Source organism: Phenylobacterium sp. LjRoot225 (assembly GCF_964252855.1).
Lineage (GTDB): Bacteria > Pseudomonadota > Alphaproteobacteria > Caulobacterales > Caulobacteraceae > Phenylobacterium.
The window spans coordinates 1,772,983-1,786,709 of record NZ_CAXUPL020000001.1; the positions used below are offsets into that span (position 1 = coordinate 1,772,983).

General features: G+C 68.0%; 12 protein-coding genes. 3 read left to right on the top strand and 9 right to left on the bottom strand.

The features are described 5' to 3' along the window. Positions 1 to 8: 8 nt before the first annotated feature. The 3 genes from ACSQ2B_RS08360 to ACSQ2B_RS08370 all read left to right on the top strand — a co-directional run bounded on the left by ACSQ2B_RS08360 (position 9) and on the right by ACSQ2B_RS08370 (position 4,991). Entirely contained in the window at positions 9 to 410 is a 402-nt protein-coding gene (locus tag ACSQ2B_RS08360) for an amidase family protein (protein WP_436048938.1), read from the top strand. Between the two features lie 154 nt (positions 411 to 564). Then, positions 565 to 2,916, top strand: coding sequence for a TonB-dependent receptor (locus ACSQ2B_RS08365; protein WP_436048939.1), 2,352 nt, complete (start codon positions 565 to 567; stop codon positions 2,914 to 2,916). Beyond that, positions 2,916 to 4,991 carry a PQQ-dependent dehydrogenase, methanol/ethanol family gene (locus ACSQ2B_RS08370; RefSeq protein WP_436048940.1) on the top strand — a complete coding sequence of 692 codons (2,076 nt, stop codon included), beginning with the start codon at positions 2,916 to 2,918 and terminating at the stop codon, positions 4,989 to 4,991. The genes ACSQ2B_RS08365 and ACSQ2B_RS08370 overlap by 1 nt, the downstream gene beginning before the upstream one ends. Positions 4,992 to 5,008: 17 nt before the next feature. On the opposite strand, the gene ACSQ2B_RS08375 is transcribed toward ACSQ2B_RS08370, so the two are convergent. From ACSQ2B_RS08375 to ACSQ2B_RS08415, 9 genes are all read right to left on the bottom strand, one after another. Further along, the gene (locus ACSQ2B_RS08375) at positions 5,009 to 6,070 is read right to left on the bottom strand and encodes an AraC family transcriptional regulator (RefSeq protein WP_436048941.1); all 1,062 of its coding nucleotides are present in this window, start codon (positions 6,068 to 6,070) and stop codon (positions 5,009 to 5,011) included. 158 nt (positions 6,071 to 6,228) lie between these two features. Further along, positions 6,229 to 6,666, bottom strand: a complete 438-nt coding sequence (locus ACSQ2B_RS08380; RefSeq protein WP_436048942.1) for an ester cyclase — start codon at positions 6,664 to 6,666, stop codon at positions 6,229 to 6,231. 26 nt (positions 6,667 to 6,692) lie between these two features. Then, positions 6,693 to 7,700, bottom strand: a complete 1,008-nt coding sequence (locus ACSQ2B_RS08385; RefSeq protein WP_436048943.1) for an LLM class flavin-dependent oxidoreductase — start codon at positions 7,698 to 7,700, stop codon at positions 6,693 to 6,695. Between the two features lie 41 nt (positions 7,701 to 7,741). Then, the gene (locus ACSQ2B_RS08390) at positions 7,742 to 10,078 is read right to left on the bottom strand and encodes a TonB-dependent receptor (protein WP_436048944.1); all 2,337 of its coding nucleotides are present in this window, start codon (positions 10,076 to 10,078) and stop codon (positions 7,742 to 7,744) included. A gap of 225 nt (positions 10,079 to 10,303) precedes the next feature. After that, positions 10,304 to 11,044, bottom strand: coding sequence for an SDR family NAD(P)-dependent oxidoreductase (locus ACSQ2B_RS08395; RefSeq protein WP_436048945.1), 741 nt, complete (start codon positions 11,042 to 11,044; stop codon positions 10,304 to 10,306). Positions 11,045 to 11,050: 6 nt separating this feature from the next. After that, positions 11,051 to 11,551, bottom strand: a complete 501-nt coding sequence (locus ACSQ2B_RS08400) for an aromatic-ring-hydroxylating dioxygenase subunit beta (protein WP_436048946.1) — start codon at positions 11,549 to 11,551, stop codon at positions 11,051 to 11,053. Then, positions 11,548 to 12,810 (bottom strand): aromatic ring-hydroxylating oxygenase subunit alpha, encoded by a 1,263-nt coding sequence (locus ACSQ2B_RS08405; protein WP_436048947.1) that lies wholly within the window; start codon positions 12,808 to 12,810, stop codon positions 11,548 to 11,550. The genes ACSQ2B_RS08400 and ACSQ2B_RS08405 overlap by 4 nt, the downstream gene beginning before the upstream one ends. An 11-nt stretch (positions 12,811 to 12,821) precedes the next feature. Continuing rightward, positions 12,822 to 13,328, bottom strand: a complete 507-nt coding sequence (locus ACSQ2B_RS08410) for a nuclear transport factor 2 family protein (RefSeq protein WP_436048948.1) — start codon at positions 13,326 to 13,328, stop codon at positions 12,822 to 12,824. A 7-nt stretch (positions 13,329 to 13,335) separates the two neighbouring features. Continuing rightward, positions 13,336 to 13,707 carry a hypothetical protein gene (locus tag ACSQ2B_RS08415; protein ID WP_436048949.1) on the bottom strand — a complete coding sequence of 124 codons (372 nt, stop codon included), beginning with the start codon at positions 13,705 to 13,707 and terminating at the stop codon, positions 13,336 to 13,338. Positions 13,708 to 13,727: the final 20 nt, after the last annotated feature.

The following is a 13,727-nucleotide window of genomic DNA, read 5'->3' on the forward strand; positions in this document are numbered from 1 at the left end:
CCGAGAACGTGGCCAGCCCGGACGTGCGCCACCTGCTGGCCCAGATGCGCGAAATCCCGACGGCCGCCTATCTGGAAGCCTTGCAGCGCCTGCCGCCGCTGCGGGCCGCCTACGACGACCTGCTCGCCGACGACGGGCTGGCCGCCCTGCTGACGCCCACCACCCCCACGCCCGCGATCCCGATCGCGGAAGCGGACTTCGTCAGCACGGAATCGGGGACCTTACCGTCGTTTCCGACGCTGACCCGCTTCACCCGGCCGGACAGCATGGCCGGCCTGCCCTCCTTGAGTGTACCGTCGGGAAATACTACCGAGGGTCTACCGATCGGCCTGCAACTGATCGGTGCGCGAGATAAGGATACAGCACTCATCGCCCTCGCGGAGGCAGCCGCGCCGATATTCGCGGGCTGAATCCCAGAACTGCTCCAAGCGTGGAGGCGACTCTGTTTTGTTGCGCGATGCGAACATTTGCTTCTGCCTCCGGATAGTCGGAACACGGCGCTGAACCAAACTCACCTCGCAGGTCGTCCGCGGCCGGGGCGCAAAAAAAAGAGGGGTGAGTGCAATGACCGATCAGATTGAATGCAGCGGCGCGGTCGCGCGCCGGCGGCTGGCGTTTTGTGGCGCGGCCGTGGCCGCACTGGTGTGCGGCTCGGCGGTGGTGGCGCAGGAGGCCGGGACCAACTCAGCCTCAAGCGGCGGAGGGGCGCTTGAGGAGGTGGTCGTCACCGCCCGCAAACGGACCGAGGACCTACAGCGGACGCCGATCTCGATCACCGCCATGTCCGGCGAGGCGCTGGAGGCGCGCGGCGTCACCCAGGTGACGGAGCTTTCGAACTTCACGCCGAACCTGATCTTCCAGAACATCCCGTCGAACAGCGGCGTGGCGTCCAACGCCTCGGTCTACATTCGCGGCATCGGCCAGAACGACTTCGCCCCGACCATCGAGCCGGGTGTCGGGATCTACGTCGACGGCGTCTACCTGGGCCGCACGGTGGGCGGCGTGTTCGACCTGATCGACGTCGAGCGGGTGGAAGTGCTGCGGGGGCCGCAAGGCACCCTGTTCGGCCGCAACACCATCGGCGGCGCGGTCTCGCTCACCACCCAGGAGCCGGGACCCAGCTTCGGCTTCAAGGGCGACGTCAAGTACGGGACCGACAACCTCGTCAACGTCCGCGGCTCGGTGAACCTGCCGATCAACGACGCCGTCGCCCTGCGCCTTTCGGGCGGCCAGCTGAGCCAGGACGGCTATGTGAAACACCCGTTCGACGGCCGCGACCTGGGCAACAAAGTCTCGACCACCCTTCGCGGCGCCCTCAAGGCCGAGCTGACGCCCGACCTGAAGGTCGTGCTCGCCGCCGACTATTTCCTCGACAAGAGCCATGGCCCGCCGGTGGTGATTACCGGCGTCGGCGACCTCGAGGGCTTCGTGGCGCTGCAGAACGCGCTCGCCGCCACGGGCGCGCCGCCGCCAAGCTTCGGCGGACCGGGCGATCCCTCGCTCTGCCTGACGCCGGCCTATCTGAACACGCCGGGCTGCTACAACAGCCGCTACTTCAGCACCGACACCAACTACGGCTCCGGCCCGAACTATTCGCGGGTGGAGACCTGGTCGACCAGCGGGACGGTGACCTGGAACCTGGGTCCGGCGGAGGTGAAGTCGATCACCGCCTACCGCCATCTGAAAGGCGCCTTCGCCCAGGACCGCGACGGCTCGCCGATCAAGATCAACCACGTCGCCGACACTTATAACCAGGAGCAGTTTTCTCAGGAACTACAATTACAGGGAAACGTATTTGATGATCGGATGAACTGGCTGGTCGGCCTCTACTACTTCACCGAGGACGGCGCCAACCTCAACCCGGTGGATTTCCTGCCGGTGGCGCTGCAGAGCGGGGGGCGGTTCAACTACAAGAGCTGGGCGGCCTTCACCCAAGAAACTTTCCGCGTGACCGACAAGCTCTCGCTCACCGCTGGCCTGCGCTACACCGACGACAAGAAGGACTACACGCCCGACCAGTTCTTCACCGCCCTGCCCTTCGGACCACTGTTCACCTGCTACATCCCGACCGTCCACGCCTGCGCGGTCGGCGACCGGGTCGTGCCGAACACCGTGGTCAAGGCGCGCAGCAACGCCGTCACGCCGATGGTCAACGTCTCCTACCAGGTGACCGGCGACGCCATGGCCTACGCGACCTTCTCAAAGGGCTACAAGAGCGGCGGCTTCACCCAGCGGATCTTCCCGCCGGAGCAGAGCCTGCCGTCGTTCAACCCCGAGCACGTCGACAGCTATGAGACCGGGGTGAAGTACCAGACGGCGGACCACCGGGTGCGCCTCAACCTCTCGGCCTATCTGACCAAGTACCGCGACCTGCAGCTGCTGGTCGCCGATGCGACGCGGGTGGGGCCGTTCTACACCAACGCCGGCCGCGCCGAGATCAAGGGCTTCGAGGCCGAGTTCAGTGCGGCCCCTGGCGGCGGCTGGCGGCTAGACGCCACCGCCGGCCTGACCGCCGCCAAGTACACGGAGCTTGCGAACAACGTCCAAGGCCTGACGCTCGACAGCAAGTTCGCGCTGGTCCCGAAATGGACCTTAAGCGGCGGTGTCGAGAACCGCCTGGAGCTCGGCGCCGCCGGCTCGCTGCTGCCGCGGCTGGACGTCATCTACCGGTCCGGCGTCTTCACCAACGCCAACGGCGTCAACCATCCCAAGCTCTACCAGCCGGCCTATGCGGTGGCCAACGCCAGCGTCCGCTGGACCAACAAGGATGGCCGCTACTTCGTCGTCGCCGGCGTGGACAACCTGACGGACAAGAAGTTCCGCACCTTCGGCGACTACCAGGCCAGCTTCGGCTTCTACATGGAAGGCTTCGACCGCGGCCGGCAGTGGTACCTGCGCAGCGGGGTCGACTTCTGATGCGGCGACTTGCGGCCATTGTCCTCGCCGGCGCCCTGGTCGGCGTCGGCGGCAGCGGCGCCCAGACGATGGGCGGCCGCGACCAGGACTGGCCGCTGCACGGCCGCGATGCGGGCGAGCAGCGCTTCAGCCCACTGCAGCAGGTGGACGCCAAGACGGTCAGCCGTCTGGGCGTCGCCTGGTACGCCGACTTCGACGCACGCTCGCTGCGCGGCGTCGAGGGCACGCCGATCGTGGTGGACGGCGTGATGTACGCGACAGGCCCTTGGAGCAAGGTGATCGCCGTCGACGCCGCCAGCGGCCGGCGCCTGTGGGACTACGACCCGCAGGTTCCCGGCGCCTACGCCCGCAAGGCCTGCTGCGACGTGGTCAACCGCGGCCCGGCGGTGGCGGACGGCAAGGTCTTCGTCGGCGCCCTGGACGGGCGGCTGATCGCGCTGGACGCCAGGACCGGCAAGCCCGTCTGGAGCGTGGTCACCGTCGACCAGGACAAGAGCTATACGATCACCGGCGCGCCCAGGGTCGTCGGCAAGCTCGTGATCATCGGCAACGGCGGATCCGAGTATGGCGTCCGCGGCTACGTCAGCGCCTATGACGTCGCCACGGGAAAGCTCGCCTGGCGCTTCTACACGGTGCCGGGCGACCCGAAGACGGGGTTCGAAAGCAAGGCCATGGCGATGGCCGCCAGGACCTGGAGCGGGGACTGGTGGACCTATGGCGGCGGCGGAACGGCCTGGGACTCGTTCGCCTACGATCCGGACCTCGACCTGCTCTACATCGGCGTCGGCAACGGCGGTCCGTGGAACGCGGGCGTTCGCAGCCCGCAGGGCGGCGACAACCTGTTCCTCTCCTCGATCGTCGCCGTCCGGCCGAAGACGGGGGAGTACGTCTGGCACTTCCAGGAGACGCCTGGCGACCAGTGGGACTACACCGCCACCCAGCACATGATCCTCGCCGACCTGACGGTGGACGGGAAGGTCCGCAAGGTGCTGATGCAGGCGCCGAAGAACGGCTTCTTCTATGTGCTGGACCGCAAGACCGGCGAGTTCATCTCCGGCAAGCCCTATGTGCGGGTGACCTGGGCCAAGGGGCTCGATCCCCGCACGGGCCGGCCGGACATCGTCCCCGAGGCGCGATACAGCCTGACCGGCAAGCCGTTCCTGGGCATGCCGTCGCCCGCCGGCGGGCACAGCTGGCAGCCGATGAGCTACAGCCCGCAGACCGGCCTCGTCTATTTCCCGGCGCAGGAGATGGCCTATGGCTACACCGCCCTACCCGCCGCCGGCTTCCAATACCGCCCTCGCGGCTGGAACACCGGGGAGGATCTGACCAAGATCATGATGCCCGAGGACCCCAAGGTCCGCGCGCAGATCCGCGGCATGATGAAGGGCAAGCTGGTCGCCTGGAACCCTGTGGCCCAGAAGGAAGCCTGGTCGGTCCCGATGGCGACGCCCTGGAACGGCGGCGCGCTCAGCACGGCAGGTGGCGTGGTGTTCGAGGGCAATGGCGAGGGCTATCTCGTCGCCTACCGCGCCGACACTGGCGAGCAGCTGTGGTCGAAGTTCCTGGGCTCCGGGATCGTCGCGCCGCCAATCACCTATTCGATCGGCGGGGTGCAGTACGTCGCCGTCGCGGTCGGCTGGGGCGGGATCCTGCCTCTGAACATGGGCGAAGTGCTGAAGAAGGGCGTGCCGCCGCGGGTGAACCGCATCGTGGCCTTCCGGCTCGACGGCGACGCGGCCATGCCGCTGCCGGCCGCCTACACGCCGCCGCTCGATCCGCCGCCGTCGACCGCACCTGCGGCGATGATCGACCAGGGCCGGGCCTATTTCCACGCCAGCTGCTGGATGTGCCATGGCGAGTCGGCCGTGAACAACAGCGGCGTCCCGAATCTGCGGCGCTCGCCGGTGATCGCCAGCGCAGCCGCCTTCCGCAGCTTTGTGCTGGAAGGCGCCGCGGAGCCAGGCGGGATGCCGAACTTCGGCAAGGACTACACGCAGGAGCAGGCCGAGGCGATCCGCGCCTACCTGATCAAGCGGGCCAACGACCTGAAGGCCGATCCCAACCAGCCATGAAATCCGGACTGCGGCCCTTAGCGCATGTAGAATCCGCCGTTCACGTCCCGGGGCGACGTCGGTCGTGAAGCCGGATCGGAGTCGCCCGGGACGCGTGCAAGAGTCTGCGAAGGCGTCTCGCCGTAGAGCTCGCGGTACATCCTGGCGAATCTGCCGCAATGACCGATCCAATATTGGTTGGCGAGGTCGATCACGGAGATGTCGCCACCGCTCGCGATCAGGTCTGCGCGGGCGCATTCCAGGCGACGCAACCGCAGCCATCGCATGGGGCTCTCGCCGAGGAACCGCTGGAAGCCGTGATAGAGGGTCCGCGCCGGCACGCCGGCGGCGGCGACGATGTCGTCGAGACTGATGTCCTCCTTGAGATGCGCGGAGATGTATCGATCCGCGCGACGCACGAAGCCCGGCAGGACGGTCGGGACGCCGCCTGGTCCATCGTCCTCGAACAGAGCCGCGCGCAACATCTGCAGGAAGCAGGTCTCGTTCGCGGCGATCACCGCCGAAAGCCCGAAGATCGGCGACCCCTCGTGCAGCTCTCCGCACAGGTATTCAATGAAGGCGACCAGGTCCGCGCCGCCCCTTGGCCGCCCATGCTCTCGGCGTTCGAAGATGTTATGCACCGCCTCGAAGGGACGGCCGCCGCCGCTGAGTCGGCCGTGCGGAACGCCGATTGCGAGATGGGTGTGATCCGAGCCGAGCTCGAAACGGTACCGGACATTGGGCGACATCAGGACACAGTCGCCGCCTTGCAGGTCCCAGCGCCGCTGGTTGAACTCGACCGAGCCCGATCCGCTCAAGGCGATGACCAGGACGAAGTGGCTCCGCTGCAGATCTTCGATCCGGACATCGACATCCGCGCCATAGGCGATCTGGTTCAGGCTGACGTCGCCGAGAGAGGCGCAGGAATGGTTGAAGTTGAGCCGATCGCTCTCGTCGCGGACCACCACCTCGTGCCGGAAGAAGGCGCGCGTGACGCTGCGAAGCGCGTCGGCGGGGCTGGGGCTGGCGACAGATACACGTCGGAGCGACGGCTGGCCGTTGGCGGAATTGACGGCCAGAAAGCACGGATCGGCCGCCATTTTCTGCAGCGCAGATCCTGACTGTGCCATGGCGCCCTACGCCCCGCGGATTTCATGCGGACGCCGTCGCCCGCATGAGTTTCGATGGCGCAGTTTCGCCCTGAGCGTCGAGCCCTCTCTATCCGCGAGGCGAACCACCTGTTTTCAAAGCGCAAAATTCAAGCAGTCGCGAGGCCGACCAGCGACTGAGGCGTCACCCCGAACGCCTTCGCCATCGCGCAGTAGTCCCAGCAGTCGATGTTGGAGACGATCCTGCCCTCCCGGAACACATAGGAGGACAGGCCCGTGAAGACGATCGGATGGCCGGTCCGGTCGACGCCCTCGAACGGGCCGTTCCAGTGCGCGGTGATGACCCAGTGCGACGCGCCGCGAGCGGACGTCACCAGCCGTACGGGAAACCGCAGGCTGAAGTCGGGCATGGTCTCGAAGACGGCGGCGGCGAACGCCCGCAGGCCCTCGTGGCCTTCATGCCGTGCGCCTAGCGCCATATCCTCGTAGACGCAGTCCGGCGTGAACAGCGCGGTCAGTCCGTCGATGTCCTTCGCCGACCAGGCGCGTTCCAGCGCATCGAAGATCGCCTCGGTCATCTCCGCCATGTCTGAACTCTCCGTTGGACCACGTGTCAGCTACGATGCGACGCGAAGTGCGGCAGGATCTCTTCGCCGATCAGCCGGAGCGACCGGCTCGGATCCGGGCCGAGCGGCGGCCCGAAGGCGATGTGGTCGGCTCCGCCGGCGATCATCGCCTCGATCTGGCCGATCACGTCCTTCGGCGTCCCGGTCAGGCTGAAGGCTGCGATCGCCTTGTCGGTGACCAGCGCCTTGGCCTTCTCGATGTCGCCGGCGACGTGGGCGTTGTAGGCCGCGTCGATCTCGTCCTGGGTGATGCCCGCGGCGTAGGTCATGGGCGCGAGGAACGGCTGCAACAGGGCGAGCATCCCGCGGATCGTGTCCTGCGCGGCAGCGCGGTCCTCGTCGATGGCGGCGAGCGGACCGGCGATGATCTCGATCGCCGAGGTGTCGCGACCGGCGGCTCGCGCGCCGGCGATGAACTCCGCGCGCAGCTCGGCGATGTGGGTCGGGCTCGCCGTGCAGTCGATCTTCATGCCGGGCGCGATCCCGCCCGCCATCCGCGCCATCTGGTGCCCCCAGGTGCCGATGAACAGCGGAATCTTTCGGGACACGTCGAACTGATAGTAGAGGTCGTGGGTGGCCTTGAAGAACTCGCCGTCGAAGGGCTCCCGACCGCCCTCCAGCATCCGGGTCATCAAGAGCCAGGCCTCCTTCAGCATCTTCACTGGCCGGGTCGGATTGACGATCCCGAGCAGCGGGTTGAACCCGCCACGGCCGACGCCGCAGACCATCCGCCCGCCGCTCAGCTCGTCGAGGGCGGCCAGGTTGGCGGCGTGGTAGACCGGATGGGCCACCTGCGGCGTGACGATGAACGGCCCGAGCCGCAAGCGGCTGGTGTTCATGGCGATCATGGTCAGGATCGGCCAGGCCGGCCGGAAGATCAGGTCATCGGCGATGTGGATCTGGGAAAAGCCGTAGGCCTCGACCTGCTGGGCCAAGGGGACATAGTCGCCCATCGGCAGCGCGCCGGTGACCATGATGCTGAACTTGGTGGGCATGTCCGTCCTGTCGCGGCGTGAGGGTCGGGGGCGGGTCGCCGTCAGTACGCGTATTTCAGGCTGACGAACCACTCGCGCGGACGCGAGACGATCGCCTGGGCATAGCCGATCCCGCCGTTGGAGACGCCGCTGACGATGTAGGTCTCGTCGGTGAGGTTGGTCGCGCCGATCGAAGCCTCGATCCGCCTGTCCGGCGTCCGGTAGGTCAGGCTGGCGTTCAAGAGGCCGACCGACTTCTGATAGAGCGTCGGATCGTTCGAGAACTCCTTGAACTCCGCGCTGCGGAACGAATAGTCGACCCGCAGCTGCGCCCGCCCCTTTGCGTCGTCGTCGAACAGGGTCGCGGTTCCGCCGAGATTGGCCGTCCACCTGGGCGTGTTCGGGATTTTGAACCCGTCGAGGCCGGGATAGTTGGCGCGGGCCTGGTCGGAGAAGCTCTGGTAGGCGGCGTCGGTATAGCCCAGCGACCCGTCGAGCCGCAGCCAGGACGTCAGCGCCGCCGAGGTTTCGATCTCCACGCCCTTGATGTGCGCCGAGGCGGCGTTGGCCAGCACCGGCACGAAGGCGCCGATCGGCCCCGGGCCGTCGGGGTCGATGTTGTAGGTGATCTGGATGTCCTGGTAGTCCGTGTAGAAGGCCGCGATGTTGAACCTGAGCTTGTGGTCGAAGAGCTCGGACTTCAGGCCCACCTCATAGGACGAGGCCTTCTCCGGGCCGGCGTAGGAGACAATGTTGTTCGGGTCGGTCCCGGCCGCCGGAATCACCGGCGGGAAGTAACGCATGGTGAAGCCGCCGCCCTTCATCCCCTTGGAGAAGCTGGCGTAGGCCATCACGTCGGGGCTGATCTTGTAGTTGGCCGACACCATGGGCGTGGCGGACGTATCGCCACGCGAATACCAACCAGCCGGGAATAGCGGCGTGCCCGCCGCGCCGAAGGCGCCGGTGACGAAGTTGGCGAACCCCGGAACCGGCGTCGGCGTGAGCGACGCGTAGCCCTGGATGATCTGGCCCTGCGGATTGAACCGGCGGGTCTCGTCGCTGTAGCGCAGCCCGCCGGTGATCGAGAGCTGGTCCGTCAGGTCGTAGGTGAGCTGGCCGAAGGCGGCATAGCTGTCGTTGCGGATCCGCCCGCCCGACATGAACTGGACGAGGCTGAGCTCCACCGGGAAGGCCTGACTCCCGGCCTCGTGCAGGTAGTAGAGGCCGAGCACATAGTGCAGACGCGCGCCCAGCGTCTCGCCCAGCAGCTGGAACTCCTGGCTGAACTGCTTGGTGTCGATCCGCTGGCCGATGAAGTTGTAGTAGTAGGGCGAGGCCGTCAGGTCCTGCAGGACGTCCACCTTTACCTTGCGCCAGGCCGTGATCGACTTGACCGTCGCGCCGCCGACCTTCCAGTCGAGGTTGAGGCCCGCCCCGAGGACGTCGGTGTTGGAGAGGTTGGGCCCGGCGTTGGTGGTCGCCAGCGAGGCCAGCGGCCGCACCCACTGGCTGTTGTAGCAGAAGGGGTTGGTGAGCCGGGCCGCGCCGGCGAGGCAGACGCCGCCTGGGAGGCCGGCGTTGTAGGCGCTCGCAAACCCGGCCGTCTCATCAGCCTTCACCAGGATCTGGCCCGGCGAGTGCTCGCGGATGCGCGTTCCGTCGAGCATCAGGGTGGCGAGCAGGTCGGGCGTCAGGTCCGCCTCCACCGCCAGCCGCCCGCTCAGGCGGTTGATGTCGCCCTGCCGATCGCCAGTGTCCTCGCCGGCCGGGGTCACCCGCTTTACGAACCCATCGCGGCTCTGGTAGGCGCCGGACAGGCGAACCCGCACCGCTTCGCTCAGCGGCCCCGAGACGGCGGCCTTGGCGTCCAGGCGGTCGTAGCTGCCCGTCGTCAGCTGGCCGTAGGATTCGAAACTGGCGGTGGGGCGCTTGCTGATCAGCTGGATCGCCCCGCCGATGGTGTTCTTGCCGAACAGCGTGCCCTGCGGCCCGCGCAGCACCTCGAGGCGTTCCAGGTCCACCGCGTCGAGCAGCGAGCCCATGGACTTGCCGATATAGACGCCGTCCAGGTAGACGCCGACGGCCGGCTCCACCGTCAGCACATAGTCGGTCTGGCCGATGCCGCGGATCGAGATCTGGCTCGAAGCTCCGCCGCCCGATTCACTGGCCGCGCTGTCGAACTGAACGTTCGGCACGAAGCGGGTGACGTCGGACGCGGTCTGGACGTTGCGCTCCTCCAACGCCGCCCCGCTGAAGGCCGAGACCGACACCGGCGTCGACTGGACGTTCTCCTCGCGGCGGCGCGCAGTGACCGTGATGGTCTCGAGCTCCGCAACCGCGGGCGCCTTGGCATCCTCGGCGCGCGCGGTCGAAGCGCCCCCGGCCAGGATCGCGGCCACGGACGCGGAGCCGGCTAGAACGGCAGACCATCGAACCTTTGAAAACCCGACCCTCATCTTATCCGACCCCCGACGGCATCATGCGATGTGACAGGACGGAGTGTCGTGCGGCCGGCTGACGCGGGAAAAGACCGTGGCTGCAAGCGAAGGCCACATTCTGCCACCAATTGCGACGCGGGATGGGTCCTGCCTGGCGACCAGCTCAACGCCGCCCCTCCGGCGGGCTCAGCGCATGTAGAGCCCGCCGTTCACGTCCCAGGTGGCCCCGGTGGTGAAGCCGGAGCGCTCGGCCGCCAGCAGGCAGACCAGCTCGGCCACATAGGCCGGGTCGCCGAGTTGGCCGACCGGGATGGTCCCGACCATCGCCGCCAGCCGATCCTCGGGCACGATCCGGCGCACCGACGGCAGGTCGAGCGGCCCGGGCGCGATGGCGTTCACCGTCACGCCGAACGGGGCGAGGTCGCGGGCGAAGACCTTGGTCAGGGTGATGATCGCGCCCTTCGAAGCCGCATAGTGGGCGCCGGTGGCCGAGCCGCCGTTCTGGGCGGCGAGCGAGGCGATGTTGACGATGCGGCCGTAGCCGGCGGCCTTGAAGCGGCGGCCGAACACCTGGGAGCCGACGAAGGTCCCGCGCACGTTCACGGCCATGACCTGGTCGAACTCGTCGGGCGGAATCTCCAGCACCGGCCGCGCGACGGTCATCACCGCGTTGTTGACCAGGGTCTGCGGCTCGCCCCAGCGCTGCGCCATCGCCTCGTAGGCGGCGGCGAAGGCGGCCTCTTCGCGCACGTCGAGCGGCTGGGCGAAGATGCGTTCGCCGCTCGGGTCCAGCTCCGCGGCGAGTGCGGCGGCGCCATCTACGTCGAGGTCGCCGATGGCGACCCGGCAGCCCTGCGCGAACAGCGCCCGGACGATCGCCGCGCCAAGACCCTGCGCGCCGCCGGTGACTAAGGCCGAATCCGTCATGCAGACCTACAGGAGATAGCCGACGCCGCCGAGCGCCTCGGTCGAGTTGATCAGCCGCACCACCTTGCGCAGCAGCTTCACCGCGCCGGCCTCGCGCACCAGGTCGTAGGTGACGTCCGCGGCGTAGAGCCGTTGCTGGCCGCGCTTGCATTCCACCAGGTGCTGGGCGCAGCGGATGCGAGTGCGTTCGGCGTCACTCTGCAGGATGCGGAACCGCGAGAGACTGCGCACCGTCCGCGCGGCCGAGGTCACCGAGATCGAGCTCTTGCCGCACAGGCGCCTGACCCGCGCCTCGCGCATCTCCGCGCCGTCATAGATGTAGTTCAGCGCACCTTCGAAGTCCTCGGTCTCGGGATCGATCGGGATCACATAGACCCCGTCCGGCCGCCACAGCGAAAGCCATTCGGGATAGAGCTTGGCGTCCAGCAGGTCGGCCTCGGCCCAGATGAAGGCGGTGGCCTCGGCGAGGGTGAGCGCGTCTGGCCGCGCCTCGGTCATGGCGATCATGCGCACATCATCCTCTTCCACATCTGGTAGGCGGCCCGCATCCCAGTCTCGGCGCTGACGTCGCCCAGGCCGGGCCCCTGGTTGTCGCAGCCGTCGTCGCCGAGGCCGCGGTTCAGCATGACCCAAAGGTCGGATCCCGCTTCCGCCCCGCGTTGCACGCGCGCCCAGGCCTCGGCGTCGTCGGGACTGCCGAAACCCATCGGCCCCTGGAAATGCTCGTGCAGCCGCAGGCGGGCGCGGTTGCCGGCCTCCGGGCCGCCGTCCATGCCGATGGCGACGTGGGCGATCTCCGTCTCGTCGACCGAAATCGGCCGCAGCACCCGGAAGAAGGCCATCGAGCAGGCGAGGTTCGGGAAGAGGTTGAGGTTGAAGCCGGTCCCGCCGACCGCCCGGACCACGCGCCGCACCACCTCCTCGGGATGGCTGCGCCGCAGCTCCTCGGCGAGGGCCTCGAAGCGCTCGGGGATTGGCGCCTCGAGGTTCTCTTCGAGGTCCACCAGGTCGGGGACCATCACCATGACGCTGTGCCCGTTGCCGAGGTCTTCGACGAAGCCGCCCTGGTTGAGGACGTCGAGCAGCTCCTCGGTCTCCTCGTCCAGCGAGCTCAGGAACGAGCGGTGAACCAGCGGAAAGTGGTAGGCGTCGGTGGTGTTCTCGAGCTGGATCTTCCAGTTGCCCGGGAAGCGGAAGCGGTGCGCGCCGGCCACCTTCACGGGAAACCCGCCCCCCTGTTTCATGAACAGGTCGATCCACTTCCGCGCCGGCCCGAGGAAGTCGACGAGCGGCTCGATGTCGGGCTTGCAGGAGGCGAAGATCAGCCCGCCGTAGCTCTCCACCCGGAGGGACGCGAGGCCGTAGTCCGCCTTGTCGAAGCTCGCTGCGTAACCCTCCGGATAGGGCGCGCCGCGCAGGGCGCCGTCGAGGCCGTAGGTCCAGCCGTGGTAGGGGCAGGCGAAGCTGGTCGCCTTCCCTCCCGACCCTTCGCAGACCGTCGCCGCACGATGGCGGCAGCGGTTCAGCAGCACGTGGAGCGCGCCTTCCCGGTCGCGCGTGACGATCACAGGTTGGCGTCCGACGTAGGAGGTCTTGAAAGAGCCCGGCTCGCGGACCTCGCTCTCGTGCGCCACCCAGACCCAGGTGGCGGCGAAGATCCGGTCCATCTCCGCCTCGAAGATGGCGGGGTCCTTGTAGAGCGCAGTGTGCACCCGGTCGGGCTGGACGAGCTCGGCAAGATCGGGAGCGGCTTGGAAGTCCGACATGTCGTCCTCGGTCAAGTCGCCGGGACCGGCAGCGGCGCGGGATCGTCCCAGGCGCGGACCGGACGGCTGAACAGGTTGGTCGTGGTGAACCGGGCGATGCGCCAAGAGCCCGCCTTGCGGGCGAAGGCGACGTCCAGGCGAGCGGCCGACAGCTGCGAAGAGCCGTCCGCAAAGGTGGAGGTCTGCAACATGGTCCAGGCGCCCTCGCCCCGCGGGCCATGGACGGCGATCGCCTCGCTGCAGAGGAAGTGGGCGTTCATCGCGAAGTGCGGCGGCGGGCCCCGGTAGCGTCCCAGCATGGCGACGATCGCGTCGCGGCCCTCGTGCGCGCCGAAGGTCGCCGCATAGCGCCCGCCGCCGCCCGCCCAGACGGCGTCCTCGGTGAAGAGCTCGCCCAGTTCTTCCATCGGGGTGGCCGCGTCGAGCTGGTCGCACAGCCGCATGTACTCGGCCATGAGCCGCCGGATGGCGCTCTCGGCCTCGAGCGCGGCGAGCCGTCCCAGGAGGTCCGTGGCCATCAGCGCCTCACGCCGGGACCTGGGCGGGGATGGCGAGCTCCCGGCCGACGCGCGCTTCCACGCGGATGTAGCGCCACAGACGGTGCTCGCCGACCTCGATCGTGCGAAACAGATTGCAGGCGGCGACCACGCTGTCGCGATCGGGCATGTCGGCCAGGACATAGGCCGTCCACGGCCAGCCGTTCGGCGAGGTTCCGACCATGGTCTGGTCGTCGTCCAGCGTGCCCAAGATGTCCGCGCCCGGGATGTCGGCGATGCCCCGCAGCATCTGGCCGGTCGCCTTCCAGACGAGGCCGATCTCCGATCCCGGGAGGTCGAAGAAGTTCTGCAGCACGGCCAGACAGAACAGGGTCCTGAGCTTCGGCTGTACGTCGGACATGGGCGATCTCCTCGTTGCGG

Excerpts from the sequence above, each read along its gene's own strand:
- ACSQ2B_RS08365 (WP_436048939.1), top strand. The coding sequence starts at position 565 with ATGACCGATCAGATTGAATGCAGCGGCGCGGTCGCGCGCCGGCGGCTG.
- ACSQ2B_RS08370 (WP_436048940.1), top strand. The coding sequence starts at position 2,916 with ATGCGGCGACTTGCGGCCATTGTCCTCGCCGGCGCCCTGGTCGGCGTC.
- ACSQ2B_RS08375 (WP_436048941.1), bottom strand. The coding sequence starts at position 6,070 with ATGGCGGCCGATCCGTGCTTTCTGGCCGTCAATTCCGCCAACGGCCAG.
- ACSQ2B_RS08380 (WP_436048942.1), bottom strand. The coding sequence starts at position 6,666 with ATGGCGGAGATGACCGAGGCGATCTTCGATGCGCTGGAACGCGCCTGG.
- ACSQ2B_RS08385 (WP_436048943.1), bottom strand. The coding sequence starts at position 7,700 with ATGCCCACCAAGTTCAGCATCATGGTCACCGGCGCGCTGCCGATGGGC.
- ACSQ2B_RS08395 (WP_436048945.1), bottom strand. The coding sequence starts at position 11,044 with ATGACGGATTCGGCCTTAGTCACCGGCGGCGCGCAGGGTCTTGGCGCG.
- ACSQ2B_RS08400 (WP_436048946.1), bottom strand. The coding sequence starts at position 11,551 with ATGATCGCCATGACCGAGGCGCGGCCAGACGCGCTCACCCTCGCCGAG.
- ACSQ2B_RS08405 (WP_436048947.1), bottom strand. The coding sequence starts at position 12,810 with ATGTCGGACTTCCAAGCCGCTCCCGATCTTGCCGAGCTCGTCCAGCCC.
- ACSQ2B_RS08410 (WP_436048948.1), bottom strand. The coding sequence starts at position 13,328 with ATGGCCACGGACCTCCTGGGACGGCTCGCCGCGCTCGAGGCCGAGAGC.
- ACSQ2B_RS08415 (WP_436048949.1), bottom strand. The coding sequence starts at position 13,707 with ATGTCCGACGTACAGCCGAAGCTCAGGACCCTGTTCTGTCTGGCCGTG.